The organism is Muribacter muris (genome assembly GCF_001038205.1).
Classification (GTDB): Bacteria; Pseudomonadota; Gammaproteobacteria; order Enterobacterales; family Pasteurellaceae; genus Muribacter; species Muribacter muris.
In genome coordinates this window covers 17,413-41,312 of record NZ_JWIZ01000002.1, presented here as the reverse complement: position 1 = coordinate 41,312, position 23,900 = coordinate 17,413, and the positions used below count along the sequence as shown (strand labels likewise).

Sequence of the window (23,900 nt, the reverse complement as noted above, 5' to 3'; positions counted from 1 at the left end):
TTATGCCTGTTCCCATTTGGCGAGTTCGGCAAATTCATTCAATTCAGGGTACTGTTTGAGCCATTTTTGCCATTGAATGTGATCGACCTCAATGTCAATTAATCGGTCGCCAAATGGGGTGAGTTGCTCTGAAAGGATACATTGTTGTTGGTAAAATTTGGCGTAGATCCGACCGCTTGTTACCGGCAATAATAGCGTTTGACGGGTCAGCTCGTTTTTTAGCTTTGCACTGATGGCGTGCAAAAGCAGGTCGATGCCTTGCTCGGTTTCGGCAGCAAGATAAACGGCGGTCGGTGATCCTTCATCATCGTAAGTAATATGCGGAGCAACGCCCTCTAAGCGATCGATTTTGTTGAAGACCAATAAACTTGGCACATCGTGTGCTTGAATGTTTTCCAATACTTGATTAACGGCGGCGATATTCTCATCACGGCGACTGTCTGCGGCATCAATAACGTGCAGCAGCAAATCGGCTTCGCTGGTTTCTTGCAGGGTGGATTTAAAGGCGGACACCAAATCGTGCGGTAAAAAGCGGATAAAGCCGACCGTATCCGCCAAAATCGCGGTGCCAACGTCTTGGAGCGATAAGCGGCGTAATGTCGGATCGAGAGTGGCAAACAGTTGATCCGCCGCATACACATTGGCATTAGTGAGGCGGTTAAACAGGGTTGATTTGCCTGCATTGGTATAGCCGACCAGCGAGATGGTCGGAATATCCGCTTTCTGCCGTGTTTTGCGATTTTGGCTACGCTGTTTATGCACTTTTTCTAAACGGTTTTGCAGTTGCAAAATTTTCAGCTTAATTAACCGCTTGTCCGTTTCAAGCTGGGTTTCGCCCGGTCCTCTGAGGCCGACCGCCCCGCCTTTTTGTTGATCCTGATGACCTAAGCGGCGAACCAAACGGCTGGATAAATGGCGCAGTTGGGCGAGTTCCACCTGTAATTTACCCTCGTGCGATCTTGCCCGCTGGGCAAAAATATCCAAAATTAAACCGGTGCGATCTACTACTCGACAGCCACATAATTGGGATAAATTGCGATTTTGTGCCGGACTCAATGCGTGATTAACCAAGATAACGGCAGCATTAAAGGTTTCGACCGCCTGCGCAATTTCCTGTGCTTTCCCTTGCCCGACATAATATTTGATATGGGGCGTCTGGCGGCTACCGGTTAAGACAGCAGCAATTTCAACACCGGCAGACTGAGCTAAGGTCTGAAATTCCAACAGGTTTTCGGTATCTTTTACTTGCGACAGATAGAGATGAACTAAAATCGCACGCTCTGTTTGGGCAGAGGTAGGGGCTTTTCCAGATTGAGCCAAACCAAACACATTGTCTGTGCTTGGTTGAGAGATCATCGGTGCAGATAAGCTGATAGGATTATTCCGCTTTTTCGGCTGCTTCAACAGGGGCTTGTGGTGCACTGTGTTGAGCGTGGTTTGCATTATTGTTGTGCGAAATAGCACGAGCCGGCACAACGGTCGAGATTGCGTGCTTATACACCATTTGGCTGACCGTATTTTTCAGTAGAATCACGAATTGATCGAATGACTCAATTTGTCCTTGTAATTTGATGCCATTCACGAGATAAATTGAAACAGGAATACGCTCACGGCGTAATGCGTTTAAATATGGATCTTGCAAAGATTGACCTTTTGCCATTGCTTTGTTCCCTCTTATATTATAATAGTCTTCTAATTTATGTTGCCAAAGGCGTTGCTGATATTACCACAGTCATTTTGCTTTTGCTCAATTTTTTCGATCATTTTTGCAAACGACCCGTCCGGATCCAAGCTATCAAGCCACTCTAGCCCACTCGTCCAACCTCTTAGCCAAGTGATTTGGCGCTTGGCAAGTTGGCGGGTTGCGCAAATGCCTTTGTAAATCGCTTCATCAAAGCTAATTTCGCCCTTGAGATATGTCCACATTTGCCGATAGCCGACACAACGGATAGAAGGTAAATCGGCGTGTAAATCGCCTCGCTCGAATAATGCCCGCACTTCTTGTTCAAAGCCGAGAGCGATCATTTTCTCGAAACGTTGTTCAATCCGTTGGTGTAAAGCCGCCCGTTCGTGAGGGGCAATCGCAAATTGTACGATATTGTAAGGGAGCGCTTCCCCTTGTTGAGCGGTTAACGCCGTCATTGTTTTGCCAGAAAGGTAAAACACTTCTAGCGCACGGTTGATCCGTTGGCTATCGTTCGGGTTAATCCGTTGTGCCGCCACGGGATCGATAACGGCTAGCTCTTGATGTAATGCCGCCCAGCCGTGCTGTGCTGCTTTCGCTTCAATTTCCGTGCGTAGTACAGGATCGGCACTCGGCAACGGTGAAAGCCCTTCCTGCAAGCCTTTGTAATAGAGCATTGTACCGCCGACTAACAGGGGGATTTTTCCTGCGGCTTGAATATCTGCCATTTCCCGCAGAGCATCTTCACGGAAATTGGCGACCGAGTAGCTTTCTGCCGGATCGCGTATATCAATCAAGCGGTGGGGGGCGAGGGTCAGCTCCGCTTGGCTCGGTTTTGCGGTGCCGATGTCCATTCCGCGATAAATTAACGCGGAATCAACGCTGATAATTTCAACCGGCAAGGTTTGACGTAGCCGAATGGCTAAATCCGTTTTGCCGGAGGCGGTCGGGCCCATTAAAAAAATTGCGAGAGGTTTTTGCATTCGTTTTTTCATTGTTGGCAAGCGGTCGGATAACGGAGAAAAATTGCAAAAAATGGGGCGTAACCGACCGCTTGATAAGTTAATTATTTGGCAGTAACGCTTCTAGCCGCCACAAATCCGCAAAGTCGGCACGGGCTTTGATGAGGTGAGCTTGGCTGCCGTCCACCATTATTTCCACCGCTTGCGGGCGGGAATTGTAGGTAGAGGACATCGTTGCCCCGTACGCACCGGCGGAACGCAGGGCGATGAGATCCCCTTCGGCAATCGCCAGTGTACGCTGTTTGCCTAAGAAATCGGCGGTTTCGCAGATAGGGCCGACCACATCATAGACGGCGGACGGGCGTTCAAGGCGGCGATCGACTTCAACAAGTTGCATATAGGCATCGTACAGTGCCGGTCGGATCATATCGTTCATTCCGGTATCAACAATCGCAAAACGGCGATCTTCGTTATGCTTTAGGTATTCCACTTTCGTGACCAAAATGCCTGCATTGGCGGTAATGGCACGTCCCGGCTCTAAGATAATTTCGAGATCGGGGTAATCTTTTAATTTCGCCAGTAATGCGGCAGCGTATTCCGTCGGGTGCGGCGGTGTTTCATCGTGATAAGGCACGCCCAAACCACCGCCTAAATCGAGGTGGGTTAGGTGAATGCCGTCTTGTTTGAGCTGCTCCATTAAGATAATCAGGCGGTCGGTTGCATCTAAAAACGGTTGTAATTCAGTGAGTTGCGAACCGATATGGCAATCCATTCCGTGAATGGCGATATGCGGCAGCGTTTTGGCGAGTCGGTACACCTCACGGGCTTCATTGACGCTGATGCCAAATTTGTTCTCTTTCAAGCCGGTCGAAATGTAGGGGTGAGTATGGGCATCAACATCGGGGTTCACCCGCAGGGAAATCGGGGCAGTTTTGCCCAGTTCGCCGGCAACTTGGTTAATCCGTTGCAGCTCGGCAACCGATTCTACGTTAAAGCAGCGAATGCCGACCTCTAACGCACGGGCAATTTCTTGGTGGGATTTTGCCACGCCGGAAAAGACAATTTTTGCCGGATCGCCGCCGGCGGCTAGCACCCGTTCCAGCTCGCCTTGGGAGACAATATCAAAGCCCGACCCCAGTTTTGCCATCACATTCAGTAACGCAATATTGGCGTTGGATTTCACCGCAAAGCAAATCAGATGAGGGTGATCGCCCAATGCGTTGTTAAACGCGTGCCAATGGCGTTCTAGGGTGGCACGGGAATAAATATACGCCGGTGTGCCGTACTGGGCGATAATCTCGCTCACGGCAACCTCTTCGGCGAACAGTTGCTGATTGTGATAGTTGAAATGATCCATTTTGACATCCTGTTGTGTTGCACGTTTTCGTTATGAGATCGCAAATTTTTGCGAGAAACTGACCGCTTGCTATTTAGAGTCGGTCTGCTGCGGGGCGTTTTCCGGATAATAGAGCGGCCCTTTAACCCCGCAAGCGGTCAAACCGAGGCAAAGAATGGCAAAAATTAAACCGTATTTTTTCATTTTGTTTCCTTATTTGATCGGTAAAATACGGTGAGATTGTACCGAAGAAGTGCGGTGCAAGCAAAGAAAAAGCCCGTAGGATTTTGTCGTTTAATCTTCGTACTCTGCCGATTATGCGGTATGATGCGACAATGAATTGATGCTAGGATACCGTTATGAAACACCTCCCCACCTTATTCGCTTGCCTGCCGTTGTTGGCAGTGGCAAATCAGCAACCTGCGCCAACGCCGGTACAAAATGAATTTAACCGCTTCCAACAGCAAACGAAAGCACAAAACGAGCAACGCCAGCAAACCCAGCAACAGCGTTGGGTTGCTCAACATCAGTACCAACAGGCTGATGTTGCCCAAACTGCCCAAGATTTATCGCAAGTCTGCTTGCCTTATAGTGAAATCCATTTTGTTGGCTTTCATTTGATTGATCCGGCACCGCTTGCGCCAAAAGCGGGTGAGTGTTTAAACGAAGTGCGATTAAATCGTCTCAGTCAGGACATTACCGCTGCCTATTTAGCGTTGGGCTATGTGTATAATCCGTTTCAGTTTGAGGACGATCAGTCGGGCAAGCTCATAATGCGGGTTACGGAAGGGCGGATTAGCCGCTTTTCCGGCGAGAGCAAGCGGTTGAATTTTGCCACACTTTTACCAAATCAATTAGGCAAGCCGTTGAATATTCGTGATCTCGACCAAGCTTTGGATCAGGCAAATAAAATGCTGGGGAGTAAGGTAACTGTTGATGTGCTGCCGGCAAAAAACGGCGAGATTGAGCTTGCTTTTGTCAATGAAGAAAAATCCCGTATCACCGGCTTTATCGGGCTGGATAATTATGCGTCAAAACGCACGGGGCGTTGGCAGGCAAAGGGCGGAGTAAATATCGACAGCCCGCTCGGATTATCCGATACGCTCTATCTTAATGCCGCTCATACGCTGAAATCTTACCGCCATAATTTTAATCGCTCGATCTCGTTGTTCCATACGATTCCTTACGGTTACTGGACGTTTAGTACCTTTGGTTCATTCTCGGCGTTTAAATCAACGGTTCCGTTGCAACATAATACCGTTCAGCAGAAGGGTCATACTTGGCAGGCGGCATTACGCACCGATTACACTTTTCGGCGTGATGCCAATTCGATTTCCAGTATCTATGGGCAGTTAGAGCGGATTAAAAGTAAAAGCTATTTTCAAGACAGTATTATCGGCTTTCAAAGTCCGGCACTGACGACCGTTCAAGTCGGTCTTAATCATTTACAGTTATTTCCAAACGGCTCGCTGATTACCGATCTCAACTATGAACGAGGGCTAAAGTGGTGGAATGCTACGCCAAATCAGGGACGTGATCAGCCGGAGGGACAATTTAACCGCTGGCGTGCCGAGTTGCAATTTAACCGTTTTTATCAGCTAAAATCGCAAATTTTTCGTCAATCTCACCGCTTGATCGGGCAATATAGCCAAAATTATTTGCCGGCGATTAAACAGGCGGATTTACTCGGTCGTTATGCCGTGCGAGGCTTTAATGATATTTCACAATCCGCAGAACGCAGCATTGTGCTACAAAATCAGTTCGGTTGGTTGTACCAACGGCATCAATGGCAGATTGAGCCTTATGTGGCGCTGGATGTCGGGTTGCAAAAAACGACCGCGATTGGTGCGAACAGCCAGCAGGCGTTGGGTTATGCGTTAGGGATTAAAACGGTTCACCCTCGCTGGCAACTGCAACTAGAATGGGCGACAGGGCGGTTATATCAACGTCAGGGCGTTGAGCAAGAGCGCAGTATCAATGCGAATGCGAGCTTCACATTCTAACACTTTAACCAACGGGTAAGTCATTGGCGGTTGTGCTATACTGCCGCCATTTTCTGATTCCGTTTGATAAGGACGATGTATGACCCAGTATCTTTCAGCCTCATTTCCACACCGCCGTTTACGCCGTTTGCGTAAACACGATTTTAGTCGCCGTTTGGTTGCCGAGCATAAACTCACCGCCGATGATTTAATTTATCCGGTATTTGTGATTGAGGGCGAAAACCAACGTGTGCCAGTGCCGTCAATGCCTAAGGTGGAACGTTTAACCATTGATCAACTGCTGGTGGAAGCCGGTTTATTGGTGAAATACGGTGTGCCGGCAATTGCGCTGTTTCCGGTGGTCGGCGAGGCGAAAAAATCGCTAATGGCGGAGGAAGCCTATAATCCGGACGGATTAGCACAACGTGCAGTGCGGGCGTTAAAACAGGCTTACCCTGAATTGGGCGTGATTACCGATGTGGCGTTAGATCCGTTCACGACTCACGGGCAAGACGGCATTATTGACGATAAAGGCTATGTGCTAAACGACATTACAACGGAAGTGTTGGTCAAGCAGGCACTCTCTCACGCTGAAGCCGGTGCAGATATTGTTGCTCCGAGTGATATGATGGACGGTCGCATCGGCGCAATCCGTGCCGCATTGGAGGCAAACGGCTTTATCAACACGCAAATTATGGCGTACTCGGCGAAATATGCCTCCCACTATTACGGTCCGTTCCGTGATGCCGTCGGCTCGGCAGCGAACTTAAAAGGCGGCGATAAAAAGACTTACCAGCTCGATCCGGCAAATAGCAATGAGGGCTTGCACGAAGTGGCTCTTGATATTCAAGAAGGGGCGGATATGGTAATGGTTAAGCCGGGAATGCCGTATTTGGATTTGGTTTACCGTGTGAAACAGACCTTCGGCGTGCCTACCTTTGCCTACCAAGTCTCCGGCGAATATGCGATGCACCAAGCCGCCATTCAAAACGGCTGGTTACAAGAAAAAGCCTGTGTAATGGAATCGCTGCTCTGCTTTAAACGTGCCGGTGCTGACGGTATCTTAACCTATTTTGCCAAACAGGTGGCGGAGTGGCTCTATCAAGAACGTTTCGGAAAAGAATAGGATTGAAATGATGTTAAAACTTTTGCGTGTAATTGCCGTAGTGGTGTGTGCCATAATCATTTGCTTGGTCGGCACGCTGTATGCGTTGGCACGTTTTCGACACCCGAGTAGTGTCGGCGTGGTGGCAAGAATGTTCGGCTCACTGCATAAATTGGTCGGCTTAACCGTGATAACCCGCCCTAAGCCGACCTTTAATCAGCCTGCCATTTATATCGGCAATCACCAAAATAACTACGATATGCTCACCATTGCGGCAATGGTACCGCCAAGAACGGTGAGCGTGGGCAAACGCAGCCTAATTTGGATTCCGTTTTTCGGGTTGGTGTACTGGGCAACGGGCAATGTGCTGATTCATCGGGAAAAACGCAGCAGTGCCATCAGCACAATGAATAAAGTGGGTGAAATTATCCGCCAACAACAGATCTCCATTTGGATGTTTCCGGAAGGCACTCGCAGCCGAGGGCGAGGCTTGCTGCCGTTCAAAACCGGCGCATTTCATACGGCGATTGCCGCCGGCGTACCGATTGTGCCGGTAGTCTGCTCAACGTTACATAACAAAGTGGATTTAAACCGCTGGAACAATGGCGTGGTGATTTGCGAAACCCTTGATCCAATCGACACCACAGGCTATAACCGTGATAATTTAAAAGATCTTATCGAAAAATGCCACGCCGTAATGCAAGCCAAAATTGACGAATTGGATCAACAAGTTGCAGAATTAGAGCGTCAATAATATGAACCTTTCCCGCCGTCAATTTCTTATGAGTCTTTAACTAGATTAGGAAGGGAAATTAACTAAGTATATGAATTAAGGGAATAATGCTAGAAGTAAAATTAGTTTTCCGTATGTGTGGGCAGCCTAGGTATTTTATTTTTAAATTATGTTGGACTTTTTATCTATGTGCTTTACATATCATCGAAACCAACGTATAATTCGCACTCTTTTTGTGCAATGCACAAATGTTGATGGTGCTTACCATTTAAGCCCCGTCCAAGACCGTAGGTGAACCTGTGTGAACAGTTTCTTAATTGAAAACCTACGTAGATGGTGAACAGACAGATTTTTCTGCTTCTGTACACCTTAGCCTCAAAAAGATGCCTAACAAGCGGTGATTTTTTTGAGATTTTTTTGTAAATTCTGCCTTGTGCAGAGTGTATCAGGAGCTAAAACCAATGGCATTAAATCTTCAAGACAAGCAAGCAATTGTTGCTGAAGTAAACGAAGCTGCCAAAGGTGCCCTTTCTGCTGTGGTTGCGGATTCTCGCGGTGTAACAGTAGAGAAAATGACTGAGTTACGTAAATCTGCCCGTGAAGCGGGTGTAACAATGCGTGTTGTGCGTAATACTTTATTACGCCGTGCGGTTGAAGGCACTGATTTTGAGTGCTTGACAGATACGTTTACCGGTCCGACTCTGATTGCGTTTTCAAATGAACATCCGGGCGCAGCGGCTCGTTTATTCACTGAATTTGCAAAAGCAAATAAAGAGTTTGAACTTAAAGGTGCAGCCTTTGAAGGTAAAATCCAAGATGTTGAATTCTTGGCAACATTACCAACTTACGAAGAAGCAATTGCACGTTTAATGGGCACAATGAAAGAAGCTGCGGCAGGCAAACTTGTTCGCACTCTTGCAGCATTACGCGACAAATTACAAGAAGCGGCATAATTTTCCGCCGTATTCTTCACTCGTTTAACTTATTTACTTTAGGAATTGATTGTTATGTCATTAACTAACGAACAAATCATTGAAGCGATTGCTTCTAAATCAGTATCAGAAATCGTTGAATTAATCACTGCGATGGAAGAAAAATTCGGTGTTTCAGCAGCGGCAGCAGTAGCAGCAGCTCCGGCAGCAGGCGGCGCAGCAGCAGAAGAGAAAACTGAATTTGATGTTATCCTTGCAGAAGCTGGCGCAAACAAAGTCGCTGTTATCAAAGCAGTACGTGGTGCAACCGGCTTAGGCTTAAAAGAAGCGAAAGACTTAGTTGAGTCTGCACCGGCAGCATTAAAAGAAGGTATCTCTAAACCTGAAGCTGAAGCGCTTAAGAAAGAATTAGAAGAAGCTGGTGCGAAAGTTGAAATCAAATAATTTTTGATTAAACTGTTAGTCTAGCTAAGACTTGATGGCTGGTGGATTTCCCATCAGCCATTTTCTGCTTAAAGTTTAGAATAAATTTGTGTCGTTTTATTTTATTCTAACTTATTGATTTTAAATCAATTAACAAGCGGTTTGTTGTTGAGCAAAGTTTGCAAACCACTTTCCTAACCCAATCAAACGCCAGTGCGGTAGTGATTTTTGACCCCTGTTCCCTGATTGGAAGACGACATCTCGTATCCTATTTTTAATGCCACTTCCTGCCGAGTCTTTAGGCGGATTGTGAAAATTCAACCAAATAAAAATCAGAAGGCTATCTTATAATGGCATATTCATATTCCGAGAAAAAGCGTATCCGTAAGAGCTTTGGTAAACGTCCGCAAGTTCTGAACGTACCTTATCTACTAACCATTCAGCTTGATTCTTTCGATAAATTTATTCAAAGAGATCCTGAAGGACAACAAGGTTTAGAAGCGGCATTCCGTTCAGTGTTTCCGATTGTCAGCAGTAACGGGGCGACTGAATTACAATACGTTTCTTATGAATTAGGCGAGCCGGTTTTTGATGTGCGTGAATGTCAAATTCGCGGTACGACCTATGCTGCCCCTTTGCGTGTTAAATTGCGCTTAGTTTCCTTTGATCGTGAGGCGGCAGCCGGCACGGTGAAAGATATTAAAGAACAAAACGTCTATATGGGCGAAATTCCGTTGATGACCGATAACGGTACTTTTGTGATCAATGGGACGGAGCGGGTTATCGTTTCGCAATTACATCGTAGTCCGGGTGTTTTCTTCGATTCCGACAAAGGTAAAACCCACGCTTCCGGTAAAGTGCTGTATAACGCACGCATTATTCCTTATCGTGGTTCTTGGTTGGATTTTGAATTTGATCCGAAAGATAACCTGTATGCCCGTATCGACCGCCGCCGTAAATTGCCGGCAACCATTATTTTGCGTGCATTAGGTTACACAACCGAAGACATTCTTAATATGTTCTTCGACAAAATTGTCTTTAATATTCAAGACAATAAATTATTGATGACCTTAGTGCCGGAGCGTTTGGTCGGTGAAACCGCTGCCTTTGATATTGAGGCGAACGGTAAAGTGTATGTTGAGAACGGTCGCCGTATTACTAGACGTCATACCCGTGCATTAGAAAAAGATAATATTACCCAAATTGAAGTGCCGACCGAGTATATTGTCGGTCGTGTTACGGCGAAAGATTACGTTGATTTATCCACAGGGGAAATTCTCTGCCCTTCCAATACGGAAATTTCGTTAGAGACCTTAGCCAAATTAGCACAAGCGGGTTACAACGAAATTGAGGTGCTGTTTACTAATGATCTTGATCACGGTCCTTATATTTCCGAAACCCTACGTATTGATCCGACCTATGACCGTTTGAGCGCATTAGTTGAAATTTACCGTATGATGCGTCCGGGCGAGCCACCGACAAAAGAAGCGGCGGAAGGCTTGTTCGACAATATGTTCTTCTCCACAGACCGTTACGATCTTTCAGCGGTCGGTCGGATGAAGTTCAATCGTTCGTTAGAAATTCCGGAAGGCGTTGGGTCAGGGGTACTAAGCAACGATGACATCATCGGTGTGATGAAGAAACTGATCGAAATCCGTAACGGCCGTGGCGAAGTGGACGATATTGACCATTTAGGTAACCGTCGTATCCGTTCAGTGGGCGAGATGGCAGAAAACCAATTCCGTATCGGTTTAGTGCGTGTTGAGCGTGCGGTGCGTGAGCGTCTGTCATTAGGCGATTTAGACGGCGTAACGCCGCAAGATTTAATCAATGCCAAACCAATCTCGGCAGCGGTGAAAGAGTTCTTCGGCTCTTCGCAACTTTCGCAATTTATGGACCAAAACAACCCGCTTTCAGAGGTAACTCACAAGCGACGTATTTCGGCATTAGGCCCGGGCGGCTTAACTCGTGAGCGTGCCGGCTTTGAAGTGCGAGATGTTCACGCTACCCACTATGGTCGTGTTTGTCCGATTGAAACGCCGGAAGGGCCGAACATCGGTTTGATCAACTCTCTTTCCGTTTATGCCCGTACTAACGATTACGGTTTCTTAGAAACGCCGTATCGTAAAGTCGTTGACGGACAAGTTACCGAAGAGATCGAGTATCTTTCTGCGATTGAAGAAGGCAACTTCGTGATCGCACAGGCAAACTCAAACTTAGATGCCGACTTCCGCTTTACCGACACTTATGTTACCTGTCGTGGTGAACACGGTGAATCCGGTTTATATCGTCCGGAAGAAATTCACTATATGGACGTTTCAACCCAGCAGGTCGTTTCTGTGGCGGCAGCGTTAATTCCGTTCCTTGAGCACGACGATGCGAACCGTGCGTTGATGGGGGCGAATATGCAACGTCAGGCAGTACCAACCTTACGAGCGGATAAACCATTAGTCGGTACAGGGATTGAAAAAGCGGTTGCGCTTGACTCCGGCGTGGCGGTCGTGGCAAAACGTGGTGGGACAATCCAGTATGTTGATGCCTCACGTATCGTGGTGAAAGTGAACGAAGACGAAACCGTGGCAGGTGAAGCGGGGATTGATATTTATAACTTAATCAAATATACCCGCTCAAACCAAAATACCTGTATCAACCAAATTCCGTGTGTGAAATTGGGCGAACCGGTGGAGCGTGGCGAAATTTTAGCGGACGGCCCTTCAACGGATCTCGGTGAATTGGCACTCGGTCAAAATATCCGTGTCGCCTTTATGCCTTGGAACGGTTATAACTTTGAAGACTCAATGTTGGTTTCCGAGCGTGTCGTACAAGAAGATCGTTTCACCACCATTCACATTCAAGAGTTATCCTGCGTGGCTCGTGATACCAAACTCGGTGCGGAAGAGATCACTGCCGATATTCCAAATGTGGGTGAATCGGCACTGAGCAAGTTGGACGAATCCGGTATTGTTTACATCGGTGCGGAAGTGAAAGGCGGCGATATTCTTGTCGGTAAAGTAACCCCGAAAGGGGAAACCCAATTAACGCCGGAAGAGAAATTATTACGGGCAATCTTTGGTGAAAAAGCCTCTGACGTAAAAGATTCTTCCCTACGTGTGCCGAACGGAACATCGGGTACGGTTATTGACGTACAAGTATTTACCCGTGATGGTGTCGAAAAAGATAAACGGGCGAAAGAAATTGAAGAAATGCAGCTTAAAGAGGCGAAGAAAGACCTTGTTGAAGAGTTGCAAATCTTAGAAGCCGGCTTATTTACCCGTGTACGCAGCCTATTGCTTGACGGCGGTGTGAAAGAAGAGACTCTGGATAAGTTAGCACGTGAAAAATGGCTAGAGCAAACCCTCGAAGACGAAGCGAAGCAAAATCAGCTTGAGCAGCTTGCCGAGCAGCACGAAGAGCTACGCAAAGAGTTTGAGCGTAAACTTGAGATCAAACGTAACAAGATTATTCAAGGGGACGATCTTGCACCGGGCGTATTGAAAGTAGTGAAAGTCTATTTGGCGGTGAAACGTCAAATCCAGCCGGGTGATAAAATGGCGGGTCGCCACGGTAACAAAGGGGTTATCTCAAAAATTAACCCTGTAGAAGATATGCCGTACGATGAAAACGGTCAGCCGGTAGAAATCGTATTGAACCCGTTGGGCGTTCCGTCTCGTATGAACATCGGTCAGATCCTCGAAACCCACTTAGGTTTAGCGGCGAAAGGCATTGGTGATCAAATTAACGCAATGATCAAACAGCAAAAATCTATTGCTAAGTTGCGTGAATATATCCAAAAAGCCTACGATTTAGGGCACGGTGCGCAAAGCGTGGATTTAAGCACGTTTAGCGATGAAGAGGTGATGCGTTTAGCACAAAATTTACGCAAAGGCTTACCGCTTGCGACCCCGGTGTTTGACGGTGCGCACGAAAGTGAGATCAAAGGCTTACTTGAGCTTGGCGGCTTGCCGACTTCAGGTCAGATCACCTTATATGATGGACGTACCGGCGAGAAATTTGAGCGTCCAGTTACTGTCGGCTATATGTATATGCTCAAATTGAACCACTTGGTTGATGACAAAATGCACGCCCGTTCAACCGGCTCGTACAGTTTGGTCACGCAACAGCCGTTGGGCGGTAAAGCACAATTCGGTGGTCAGCGTTTCGGTGAAATGGAGGTGTGGGCATTGGAAGCATACGGTGCGGCTTATACCTTACAAGAGATGCTCACGGTGAAATCTGATGATGTGAGCGGACGTACCACAATGTATAAAAACATCGTGGACGGCACGCATTATATGGAACCGGGAATGCCGGAATCCTTCAACGTGATTACGAAAGAGATTCGTGCATTAGCGATTGATATGGAATTGGACGAAGCCTAATTCCTTGCTTATCCCTGTTAATGCAGGGGAATCTCGCAAGCGGTCGGATTTGCAAAAAATGTTGCAAAACAGACCGCTTGTTATCCGCAATAAAATTCGTAGGGTAGGCATCTGCTTGCCAAACAAAACAACCTCAACTCAGGGGCAAAAACGTGAAAGACTTAGTAAAGTTTTTAAAAGCACAATCTAAATCAAACGATGATTTTGATGTGATTAAAATCGGCTTAGCATCACCGGATAAAATCCGCTCGTGGTCATTTGGCGAAGTGAAAAAGCCGGAAACGATTAACTACCGCACCTTCAAGCCGGAGCGTGATGGGTTATTCTGCGCCAGAATTTTCGGACCGGTGAAAGATTATGAATGTCTATGCGGTAAATATAAACGCTTAAAACACCGTGGCGTGATCTGTGAAAAATGCGGTGTTGAAGTTACCCAAACCAAAGTACGCCGTGATCGTATGGGGCATATTGAGCTTGCTTGCCCGGTTGCGCATATTTGGTTCTTAAAATCACTGCCGTCCCGTATCGGCTTGATTTTAGATATGCCATTACGTGATATTGAACGTGTGCTGTATTTTGAATCTTACGTGGTGATTGAGCCGGGAATGACCGATCTTGAGAAAAATCAGTTATTAACGGAAGAACAGTATTGGGAAGCGGAAGAGCGCTGGGGCGATGAGTTTGAAGCGAAAATGGGGGCGGAAGGTATCCAAGCCCTGTTGAAAGATTTACAACTTGAGCACCAATGTGAACTGTTGCGTGAAGAATTACAAGAAACTAACTCTGAAACTAAACGCAAAAAAATCACGAAACGTTTGAAATTATTAGAGGCTTTCCTTCAATCCGGCAACAAACCGGAATGGATGGTAATGACCGTATTACCGGTATTACCACCGGATTTACGCCCGTTAGTGCCGCTTGATGGCGGTCGTTTTGCGACTTCTGACTTAAACGATTTATACCGCCGTGTCATTAACCGTAACAACCGTTTAAAACGCTTATTGGATTTGGTTGCACCGGATATTATCGTGCGTAACGAAAAACGGATGTTGCAAGAATCGGTCGATGCGTTATTAGATAACGGTCGTCGTGGTCGTGCGATTACCGGTTCAAACAAACGCCCGTTAAAATCCCTTGCGGATATGATTAAGGGTAAACAAGGTCGTTTCCGTCAAAACTTATTAGGTAAACGTGTGGATTACTCCGGTCGTTCGGTGATTACTGTCGGGCCTTACCTCCACCTACACCAGTGCGGTTTGCCGAAAAAAATGGCGTTGGAGTTGTTCCGTCCGTTCATCTATTCAAAATTAGAAAGCCGTGGTATCGCTTCAACCATTAAAGCGGCGAAGAAAATGGTTGAGCGTGAAGATCCGATCGTATGGGATATCTTGGCGGAAGTGATTCGTGAACACCCGATTCTACTAAACCGTGCGCCGACCCTTCACCGTTTGGGTATTCAAGCCTTTGAACCGTTATTGATTGAAGGTAAAGCGATTCAGTTACACCCGCTCGTGTGTGCGGCGTTCAACGCCGACTTTGATGGCGACCAAATGGCGGTACACGTGCCATTAACCCTTGAAGCGCAGCTAGAAGCCCGTGCGTTGATGATGTCCACCAATAACGTGTTATCGCCTGCTAACGGTGATCCAATCATCGTGCCGTCTCAAGACGTTGTATTGGGGCTTTACTATATGACACGGGATAAGGTGAAAGGCAAAGGCGAGGGAATGTACTTCCTTGACCCGCGTGAAGCGGAAAAAGCCTATCGCACCGGTCAAGCGGAATTGCACGCACGGGTTAAAGTGCGGGTAACCGAATATGAGAAAAACGAGGCTGGCGAGTTTGTCGGTTCAACGGCGTTGGTTGATACCACCGTTGGTCGTGCTATTTTATGGATGATCTCGCCAAAAGGAATGCCGTTTAAACTGTTTAACCAAACACTAGGCAAAAAAGCGATTTCAAAATTGATTAACGAAGCCTATCGCCGTTTAGGTTTGAAAGAGGCGGTTATCTTTGCTGACCAAATTATGTATACCGGTTTTGCTTATGCGGCACGTTCCGGTTCTTCGGTCGGTATTGACGATATGGTTATCCCGCAGCAGAAATATGAGATTATTGAAGCGGCGGAAGCTGAAGTAGCGGAAATCCAAGAGCAGTTTAATCAAGGTTTGGTAACTGCCGGTGAACGTTATAACAAAGTGATCGATATTTGGGCGGCGGCGAACGAGCGTGTTGCAAAAGCGATGATGGAAAACCTTTCAACCGAAGAGGTGATTAACCGTCACGGCGAGCCGGAAAAACAAGCGTCATTCAACAGTATCTTTATGATGGCGGATTCCGGGGCGCGGGGTTCTGCGGCACAGATTCGTCAGCTTGCCGGTATGCGTGGTTTGATGGCACGTCCGGACGGCTCAATCATTGAAACGCCGATTACGGCAAACTTCCGTGAAGGTTTGAACGTTCTTCAGTACTTTATTTCAACCCACGGTGCGCGTAAAGGTTTGGCGGATACCGCATTAAAAACGGCGAACTCCGGTTACTTGACCCGCCGTCTTGTAGATGTGGCACAAGATTTGGTGATTGTTGAGGACGATTGTGGTACGCACGAAGGTATCGTAATGACACCGCTTATTGAAGGTGGTGATGTGAAAGAGCCGTTGCGTGATCGTGTCTTAGGGCGTGTCGCAGCAGAAGATGTATTCAAACCGGGTACGGAAGAGGTACTTATCCCACGCAATACCTTAATTGATGAGAAATTGTGTGATGTGATTGATGCGGAATCTGTCGATGTTATCAAAGTCCGTTCCGTTGTAACCTGTGATACCGATTTCGGTGTGTGTGCGAAATGTTACGGTCGTGATCTTGCCCGTGGTCATTTGATCAACCAAGGGGAAGCAGTCGGGGTTATTGCAGCACAATCTATCGGTGAGCCGGGTACACAGTTAACGATGCGTACATTCCATATTGGTGGTGCGGCATCTGCGGCGGCTAAAGAGTCCAGCATTCAAGTCAAAAATACCGGTACGCTTAAATTAACGAATGCAAAATTTGTTACAAATAAAGACGGCAAAATTGTCTTGACCTCCCGTAATACCGAATTAACCGTAGTAGATGCGTTTGGTCGTACCAAAGAGAACTATAAAGTACCTTACGGTGCAGTGCTGTCAAAAGGCGACGGTGAAGAGGTGAATGCCGGTGAAATCGTGGCAAACTGGGATCCGCATACAATGCCGATCATCTCAGAGGTAAGCGGTTTCATCAAATTCAGCGATATTGTGGACGGTTTAACCGTTACTCGCCAAACCGATGAATTAACCGGTCTTTCATCTATTGTGGTGCAAGATGTGGGTGAGCGTGCAACCGCAGGTAAAGATTTACGTCCGGCGTTAAAATTAGTGGATGCGCAAGGTAACGATATTCTGCTTAACAATACCGATGTGCCGGCACAGTATTTCTTACCGGGTAAAGCGATTGTAACCTTAAATGACGGCGTGGAAATCGCAGTCGGTGAGGCCCTTGCCCGTATTCCGCAAGAGTCAACAGCGACTAAAGATATTACCGGTGGTTTACCACGGGTTGCCGATTTATTTGAAGCTCGTAAACCGAAAGAGCCGGCTATCTTGGCGGAAATTTCAGGGATTGTGTCGTTTGGTAAAGAAACCAAAGGAAAACGCCGCTTGTTGATCACACCGGCAGAAGGTGAAACTTACGAAGAGATGATCCCGAAATGGCGTCAGCTTAACGTCTTTGAAGGTGAAATGGTGGAACGTGGCGATGTGATCTCAGACGGTGCGGAAACACCACACGATATTCTGCGTTTACGTGGTGTACACGCAGTAACCGATTACATTGTGAACGAAGTGCAAGAAGTTTACCGCTTACAAGGGGTAAAAATTAACGATAAGCATATCGAAGTGATTGTCCGCCAAATGTTGCGTAAAGCGATTATCACCAATGCTTACGATTCTGAGTTCTTAGAAGGTGAGCAAGTTGAGGTTGCCCGCATTAAAATCGCTAACCGTAAGCGTGCGGCAGAAGGCAAACCGTTAGTGGAATTTGAACGTGAATTACTGGGGATTACCAAAGCTTCTCTTGCAACGGAATCCTTTATTTCGGCGGCATCGTTCCAAGAAACGACCCGTGTACTCACTGAAGCGGCGGTAGCCGGTAAGCGTGATGAACTGCGAGGCTTAAAAGAGAATGTTATCGTGGGTCGTCTCATTCCGGCAGGGACAGGTTTTGCCTACCATCAAGCTCGTGCGAAAAAACGACTTTCCGGCGAATCAATGAAGATTGAAACACCTGTGGTGTCTTCTGCATCGGCTTTTGCCACTGCACAAGAGATTGAAGCGGAAACGCAAAATGTGATTGCTGATGAAGCGACACAAAATCTTGCGGCATTGTTAAATGCCGGTATCGAGATGGACGAGGAGTAATCTTTGCATAAGAAGTAGGGAAACCCCTGCTTCTGTGAATTGATTAAAAAATAATAGGTTATAGAACCTAAAAACTAAAAAAGGTTGCTATTTTTTATACTTTATGGGTTATAATAGCGACCTTTATAACGCTTTTTCTCAGGATAGAGAAAAAAGATAAAGATCGACGTTATTGATTAACGTCTTCCTTTGGTTCGATGACGATTAATAGAGGATCATCAAAATGAAAAAATCTGTAATTGCATTAGCAGTATCCGGTTTAGCCTTAGCAACTGCGGCACAAGCGGCACCACAAGCAAACACTTTCTATGCGGGTGCAAAAGCGGGTTGGACAACCGTTCACGGTGGGGTGAAACAATTCAACTCTAAATACGCAGATGACGCACGTTATGGTTCAGGCTTTACGCAATCATATCAAAATAGTGAGGCACCAGAGTTGTTTGGTATTAACCGTAATTCTGTAAACTACGGTGTATTCGGCGGCTACCAAATCGCAGATAACCTAGCGGTTGAGTTAGGTTATGACTACTTCGGTCGTGTGCGTGGTAATACCACTTTTGAAGGTGAAGAGAAAGATAAACGTGCAGCGAAACACGTTGCTCACGGTACGCATATCAGCTTAAAACCAAGCTATGAAGTGGCACAAGGTTTAGATGTTTACGGTAAAGTTGGTGCGGCATTAGTACGTAATGATTACTATGTACAGAAAAATGTTGAGCACGATTCTCGTATCAAAGCACACAACTTAAAAACCTCTCTATTATTAGGTGCAGGTGTTGAGTACGCCATTACTCCTGAATTAGCAGCACGTGTTGAATACCAATGGTTAAGCCGTGTAGGTAACTTAGACAAAGCTGCGCGTAAAGCAGGTTATGAAGGCACTAACTTCAAATATAGCCCGGATTTCCACTCTGTCAGTGCAGGTTTAACTTACCGTTTCGGTCAAGGTGCAGCACCGGTAGCTGAGCCACAAATGATAACGAAAAACTTCGCATTCAGCTCAGACGTCTTATTCGACTTTGGTAAAGCGAGCTTAAAACCGGCGGCAGCACAAGCATTAGATGCGGCACACGCAGAAATTGCTAACTTAGGTTTAGCTTCTCCGGCAATTCAAGTGAACGGTTACACAGACCGTATCGGTAAAGAAGCGTACAACTTAAAACTTTCTCAACGTCGTGCGGAATCCGTGGCAAACTACATCGTGTCTAAAGGTGTAAACCCGGAGACAGTAACAGCGGTAGGTTACGGTAAAGCGAACCCGGTAACAGGCAACACTTGTGATGCGGTGAAAGGTCGTAAAGCGTTAATCGCGTGTTTAGCACCGGATCGTCGTGTAGAAGTACAAGTACAAGGTTCAAAACAAGTGGTTATGTAATAGCGCTTGTTAGCTAACTATTAGGAAGGGCTAAGTTCACAGAACTTAGCCCTTTTACGTTATTTATGGTTGATATGATGTTATGCTGACGGAAAGTAGTTGTGATTTATTTAATTTGCCCTTTTTTCAGTTTGCCCAGAAGATATTCCGCTGATCAAGGCAAAATATAAACAGCATTGGACAATCTGGAAAGCGTTGCATCTTACGGTTTCGCAACAACTCGGGCAGCCGTTTGCGCCGCCACATATTGAAAAATGGTGTAATGGTTGGCAGGTAAGAGCGCATTTTTTTGCCTATTATAAGTATGTCTATTATCAAGACTCGGCTGCGATTTTATCGGTGATTTTAAATCGGCGTCGTTTATCTGTCAGTTTGGACTGGCATCGCTATCGAGCAGAACGGTCTAAAATTTCATTATCAAAGTATAATCAGTGGCTTGAGTTAATGGATCATAAACGGTATCAAGAGTTTGATATATGGCGGGGGCGGGAGAGTGAATATGCGAATTTTCGTCCATTAAAGGTATTGAGCGAAGCCGATTTAATGCTTGAAGATGCGCAGGATTTTTTCCGTATTGGGAAAAATATTGAGAAATCGGCGTTAGAAACAATTGATAGTGTGGCGTTTATTTATCAGGCGATTTGTGAATTAACCGAGCTATATGAAAGCTGCCACCGATAATGACAAGCGGTCGATTTTGTCGGAAAATTTGCAAAATTGCGATCTTGATCGCCGAATTTTTACCGTAAATATGCTAGGCTAGCATCCATATTTGAATAAGCCATAAGGAACTCATTGTGTCTAAACAACCTTTTTTAATTGCGCCGTCCATTCTTTCCGCCGATTTAGCCCGCTTAGGCGAAGACGTGCAAAACGTACTGGCTGCGGGGGCGGATTTAATTCATTTTGATGTAATGGATAATCACTATGTGCCGAATTTGACCTTCGGGCCGGCAATTTGCCAAGCATTACGGGACTATGGAGTGCAATGCCCGATTGACGTACATCTGATGGTGAAACCGGTGGATCGCATTATCCCCGATTTTGCCAAAGCCGGCGCTAATATCATCACTTTCCACCCTGAAGCGAGCGAACATATCGATCGTTCGTTACAGCTTATTCGTGATCACGGTTGCAAAGCCGGTTTAGTGTTTAATCCGGCAACACCGCTGAGCTATTTGGATTATGTGATGGATAAAATCGATGTCATCTTGCTAATGTCGGTTAATCCCGGTTTTGGCGGGCAAGCCTTTATTCCGGCAACATTGAATAAACTCACCGAAGTGCGTAAGCGGATTGACGCAAGCGGTTATAATATCCGTTTAGAAGTGGACGGTGGAGTAAAAATCAATAATATCGCCGAAATTGCCAAAGCCGGTGCGGATATGTTTGTAGCTGGCTCGGCAATTTTCGATCAACCTGACTACAAAGCGGTGATTGACCAAATGCGTGCGGAATTGGCTGATGTGAGATAGCCAAGCAAGCGGTCGGTTTTCTGCCGTTCTTTGCAATAAGATAGACCTTGCTAAACCGACCTTGTTGTAAGATGACCGTACCCGCAATGAGCAATAAGCATTTCAAGCGATTATCAGAGATTTGCTCCGAATCAATGCGTACTTGTAAGATAATATCTTGTAGAGGGGCTAAATCCCCTCACCATTTAGCCCTTGGTGCATATCACCGAAATATTGGTTCATCTCAAAGGCAGGTTTTTGGCTTTGGGATTGTCCGATAATCCGAGCCGGTACGCCGGCGGCGGTGGCGTATTCCGGGATCGGTTGTAACACCACCGAGTTTGCGCCGATTTTTGAGTAACGTCCAATCTCAATGTTTCCGAGGATTTTTGCCCCGGCGCCGATCATTACCCCCTCTCGAATTTTCGGGTGGCGATCGCCGTGTTCTTTACCTGTTCCGCCGAGGGTAACGCCTTGTAATATCGAGACATCATCTTCAATCACCGCCGTTTCACCCACGACAATACCGGTGGCGTGATCAAGCATAATACCGCAACCCACCCTTGCTGCCGGGTGAATATCAACATCAAATGCGACCGAAATCTCATTTTGTAAATAAATGGCGAGCGCTTGCCGCCCCTGCTGCCATAAATAATGGGTTACACGATAGCTCTGTAAGGCGTGGTAGCCTTTTAAATAGAGCAGAGGTGTACTCCATTTATCCACCGCCGGATCACGAGTTCGTACCGCTTCAATATCCGAAGCAGCACTGCAAATAATATTCGGATCGGCGTGGTAGGCTTCCTCAATAATTTCTTTAAGCGCAATGGCGGGCATAATCGGATTTGCCAGTTTGTTTGCCAAAATATAACTTAATGCACCGCCGAGGTTGTGGTGTTTTAAAATAGTCGCGTGAAAAAAGCTAGCTAACATCGGCTCGCACTTTGCCAATGACTCGGCTTCGGTACGGATATGTTGCCAAATGTGTTCGAGTGTATCGGCTTGCATTTTATTCTCCTTTTCGTTCACGTCCCAGTAGCGTGGCAACTACATCGTGTGCTTGTTTCCCGCAAAATAATATTTGGTAAATTTGCTCAACGATCGGCATTTCCACCCCCTGTTTTTGGGCGAGTAAGTAAGCCTCTTTGGTATTGTGAAACCCTTCCACGACCTGCCCGATAGATTGCATTGCCTCTTGTGCATTTTTGCCTTGCCCAAGCATTAGCCCGAAGCGCCGATTGCGGGATTGGTTGTCGGTGCAGGTCAGCACTAAATCGCCCAAGCCCGCCATTCCCATAAAGGTATTGGCATTTGCACCGAGAGAAACGCCCAAGCGGCTGATTTCCGCCAATCCCCGTGTGATTAAAGCGGTGCGAGCGTTTGCCCCAAAGCCCATTCCGTCAGAGATGCCCGCCCCAATCGCGATGACGTTTTTGATTGCACCGCCTAATTGCACGCCGATCATATCCGGATTGAGATAGACCCGAAACGCTTTGGCACAATGAATACGTTGTTGCATTTCATCGGCAAATTGCGGATCGGTTGAAGCAAGGGAAATTGCCGTTGGCAAGCCTTGGGCTAACTCTTTGGCAAAGGTTGGGCCGGACAGCACGGCAAGCGGGTGATTATGCCCTAAAATTTGCAAAGCGACCTCTTGCAGTAGCCGCCCTGTATCCCGTTCTAACCCTTTGGTTGCCCACATAATGCGATGATCGGGGCGGAGGAGCGGCTGAATTTGGGTCAAAACCTCCGCAAAAACGTGGCTGGGAACGACAATTAAAATATCCTTCGCCTTGGCTAAGGCTTGCGCTAAATCGCTTTCAATCGATAATGCACTTGGAAAGGGAATATCCGGTAAGAAATCCGGGTTCATACGCATTTCGGCAATAACCGCCATTTTTTGCGGATTATGTCCCCACAAATAAGTCGGATGCCCATTGCGTGCAAGGGCAATGGCAAGAGCCGTGCCGTAAGAGCCGGCACCTAGCACGCTAACGGGCGCAGTGTAGCTTGCAGTCATTCTCTTTTCTCAGCTAAAAAAATAGGTATGCCTTAGCATACCTAGCTTATTGTTTTAAATCAATCAGTTCACCGTTGGGGCAGCGGCATTTTCTTCCGCTTGCTGACGCTCTAAATAATCCAAGAAAAGCGCATCAAAATTAACCGGTGAGAGATTTAACGCAGGGAATGTGCCACGGTTTACTAAGCTGGCAATCAATTCACGCGCGTAAGGGTAAAGAATGTTCGGGCATTGTGCCGCAAGGCAGTGAGCTAATTGTACGCCTTCTAAGCCTTTGATTGTAAAGACACCGGCTTGCTTCACTTCGCAAATAAAGGCAACATCGTTGCTGTCTTCAAGGGTGGTTTGCACGTTAATGTGCAGCACCACTTCATAGGTCTCTTCATTGATTTGCGAGGTTTGCGTGTCTAACTCAAAGCCTAATTGCGGTTTCCACTCTTGGTGGAAAATATGCGGTAAATTTGGGGCTTCAAATGACACGTCTTTGACGTAAATACGTTGGATTTGTAGTTCAAAAGGCGTTTGTTCGGTTGCCTCTGGAGCTGCTGCTTGATTTTCTTCTGCCATAATAAATCCTTGATTGAATGAAGTTTATTTATGTTTTTTGACTAAAGGGAGGTTCGCACCACGCCAACCGGCAATCCCTTCTTTGAGGGCATAGACGTTGCTAAAGCCTTGTTTTGCCAACGCATTTGCCAAACTTGCCGCGCTAAAACCGTTGTTATCGGCAATGATAACCGCGCGATCTCTATATTTTTCAATCGCTTGCAACTTGTTGGTTTTAATATCGCTCGGCAATAGATGCACGCTCTCAATAATATGCCCGTGTTTAAATTCATCATCGGAACGGACATCAAGCACTACCGCATCTTCTTTATTGATGAGCAGGGTTGCCCGTGTGTTATCAATGATGCTGATTTTACTGGTGATACCTTTGTAGATATTGATGATGACCGCCACAAATAAAGCCACCCACGCCACCACCATAATTGTGTGATTGGCAGCGAATTGCTGAATTTGTTGAGCGAATGTAAGATCTTCCATCATATGCTCGCTGTGGGTAAGCAAGCGGTCAGTCG

18 protein-coding genes and 1 pseudogene are annotated in these 23,900 nt (G+C 46.6%); 10 read left to right on the top strand and 9 right to left on the bottom strand.

Going from position 1 to position 23,900, the window contains the following annotated elements:
* The 5 genes from hflX to lptM form a co-directional block, all read right to left on the bottom strand.
* Entirely contained in the window at positions 1-1,356 is a 1,356-nt protein-coding gene (gene hflX / locus RO21_RS00430) for a ribosome rescue GTPase HflX (RefSeq protein WP_084724221.1), read from the bottom strand.
* 22 nt (positions 1,357-1,378) lie between these two features.
* Positions 1,379-1,660: an RNA chaperone Hfq gene (gene hfq, locus RO21_RS00425; protein WP_047975825.1), complete on the bottom strand. Its 282-nt coding sequence runs from the start codon at positions 1,658-1,660 to the stop codon at positions 1,379-1,381.
* A gap of 32 nt (positions 1,661-1,692) precedes the next feature.
* Positions 1,693-2,667, bottom strand: coding sequence for a tRNA (adenosine(37)-N6)-dimethylallyltransferase MiaA (miaA, locus tag RO21_RS00420; protein ID WP_241482338.1), 975 nt, complete (start codon positions 2,665-2,667; stop codon positions 1,693-1,695).
* A gap of 79 nt (positions 2,668-2,746) precedes the next feature.
* The gene (gene lysA / locus RO21_RS00415) at positions 2,747-4,003 is read right to left on the bottom strand and encodes a diaminopimelate decarboxylase (protein ID WP_047975823.1); all 1,257 of its coding nucleotides are present in this window, start codon (positions 4,001-4,003) and stop codon (positions 2,747-2,749) included.
* 69 nt (positions 4,004-4,072) lie between these two features.
* Positions 4,073-4,186 (bottom strand): LPS translocon maturation chaperone LptM, encoded by a 114-nt coding sequence (gene lptM / locus RO21_RS12355; protein ID WP_047975822.1) that lies wholly within the window; start codon positions 4,184-4,186, stop codon positions 4,073-4,075.
* 155 nt (positions 4,187-4,341) lie between these two features.
* Between lptM and RO21_RS00405 the strand changes: the two genes are divergently transcribed.
* The 10 genes and pseudogenes from RO21_RS00405 (at position 4,342) to rpe (ending at position 20,822) form a co-directional block, all read left to right on the top strand.
* A complete protein-coding gene (locus RO21_RS00405) occupies positions 4,342-5,985 on the top strand; it encodes a ShlB/FhaC/HecB family hemolysin secretion/activation protein (protein ID WP_084724220.1) in 1,644 nt (547 codons plus the stop codon).
* 79 nt (positions 5,986-6,064) lie between these two features.
* A complete protein-coding gene (hemB, locus tag RO21_RS00400) occupies positions 6,065-7,090 on the top strand; it encodes a porphobilinogen synthase (protein WP_047975821.1) in 1,026 nt (341 codons plus the stop codon).
* Between the two features lie 10 nt (positions 7,091-7,100).
* Complete coding sequence (locus tag RO21_RS00395) at positions 7,101-7,823, top strand: 1-acylglycerol-3-phosphate O-acyltransferase (protein WP_047975820.1); 723 nt, start codon at positions 7,101-7,103, stop codon at positions 7,821-7,823.
* Positions 7,824-8,263: 440 nt separating this feature from the next.
* On the top strand, positions 8,264-8,755 hold the full coding sequence (gene rplJ / locus RO21_RS00390; RefSeq protein ID WP_047975819.1) for a 50S ribosomal protein L10: 492 nt from the start codon (positions 8,264-8,266) through the stop codon (positions 8,753-8,755).
* Positions 8,756-8,809: 54 nt separating this feature from the next.
* On the top strand, positions 8,810-9,178 hold the full coding sequence (gene rplL / locus RO21_RS00385; RefSeq protein WP_047975818.1) for a 50S ribosomal protein L7/L12: 369 nt from the start codon (positions 8,810-8,812) through the stop codon (positions 9,176-9,178).
* A gap of 329 nt (positions 9,179-9,507) precedes the next feature.
* On the top strand, positions 9,508-13,536 hold the full coding sequence (gene rpoB, locus RO21_RS00380) for a DNA-directed RNA polymerase subunit beta (protein ID WP_047975817.1): 4,029 nt from the start codon (positions 9,508-9,510) through the stop codon (positions 13,534-13,536).
* Positions 13,537-13,688: 152 nt separating this feature from the next.
* Positions 13,689-17,972, top strand: a complete 4,284-nt coding sequence (rpoC, locus tag RO21_RS00375) for a DNA-directed RNA polymerase subunit beta' (protein WP_047975816.1) — start codon at positions 13,689-13,691, stop codon at positions 17,970-17,972.
* Between the two features lie 223 nt (positions 17,973-18,195).
* The gene (gene ompA, locus RO21_RS00370; protein ID WP_047975815.1) at positions 18,196-19,347 is read left to right on the top strand and encodes a porin OmpA; all 1,152 of its coding nucleotides are present in this window, start codon (positions 18,196-18,198) and stop codon (positions 19,345-19,347) included.
* Positions 19,348-19,429: 82 nt separating this feature from the next.
* Positions 19,430-20,028: pseudogene (locus tag RO21_RS00365) on the top strand (HI_0552 family protein).
* Positions 20,029-20,144: 116 nt separating this feature from the next.
* Positions 20,145-20,822: a ribulose-phosphate 3-epimerase gene (rpe, locus tag RO21_RS00360; protein WP_047975814.1), complete on the top strand. Its 678-nt coding sequence runs from the start codon at positions 20,145-20,147 to the stop codon at positions 20,820-20,822.
* A 168-nt stretch (positions 20,823-20,990) separates the two neighbouring features.
* Here the strand turns inward: rpe and cysE are convergent, their stop codons facing one another.
* The 4 genes from cysE to RO21_RS00340 form a co-directional block, all read right to left on the bottom strand.
* Positions 20,991-21,809, bottom strand: a complete 819-nt coding sequence (cysE, locus tag RO21_RS00355) for a serine O-acetyltransferase (RefSeq protein ID WP_047975813.1) — start codon at positions 21,807-21,809, stop codon at positions 20,991-20,993.
* Position 21,810: 1 nt separating this feature from the next.
* Entirely contained in the window at positions 21,811-22,821 is a 1,011-nt protein-coding gene (gene gpsA / locus RO21_RS00350; protein ID WP_047975812.1) for an NAD(P)H-dependent glycerol-3-phosphate dehydrogenase, read from the bottom strand.
* Between the two features lie 63 nt (positions 22,822-22,884).
* The gene (gene secB / locus RO21_RS00345; protein WP_047975811.1) at positions 22,885-23,388 is read right to left on the bottom strand and encodes a protein-export chaperone SecB; all 504 of its coding nucleotides are present in this window, start codon (positions 23,386-23,388) and stop codon (positions 22,885-22,887) included.
* A 24-nt stretch (positions 23,389-23,412) separates the two neighbouring features.
* On the bottom strand, positions 23,413-23,865 hold the full coding sequence (locus tag RO21_RS00340) for a rhodanese-like domain-containing protein (protein ID WP_047975810.1): 453 nt from the start codon (positions 23,863-23,865) through the stop codon (positions 23,413-23,415).
* Between the last annotated feature and the right edge of the window lie 35 nt (positions 23,866-23,900).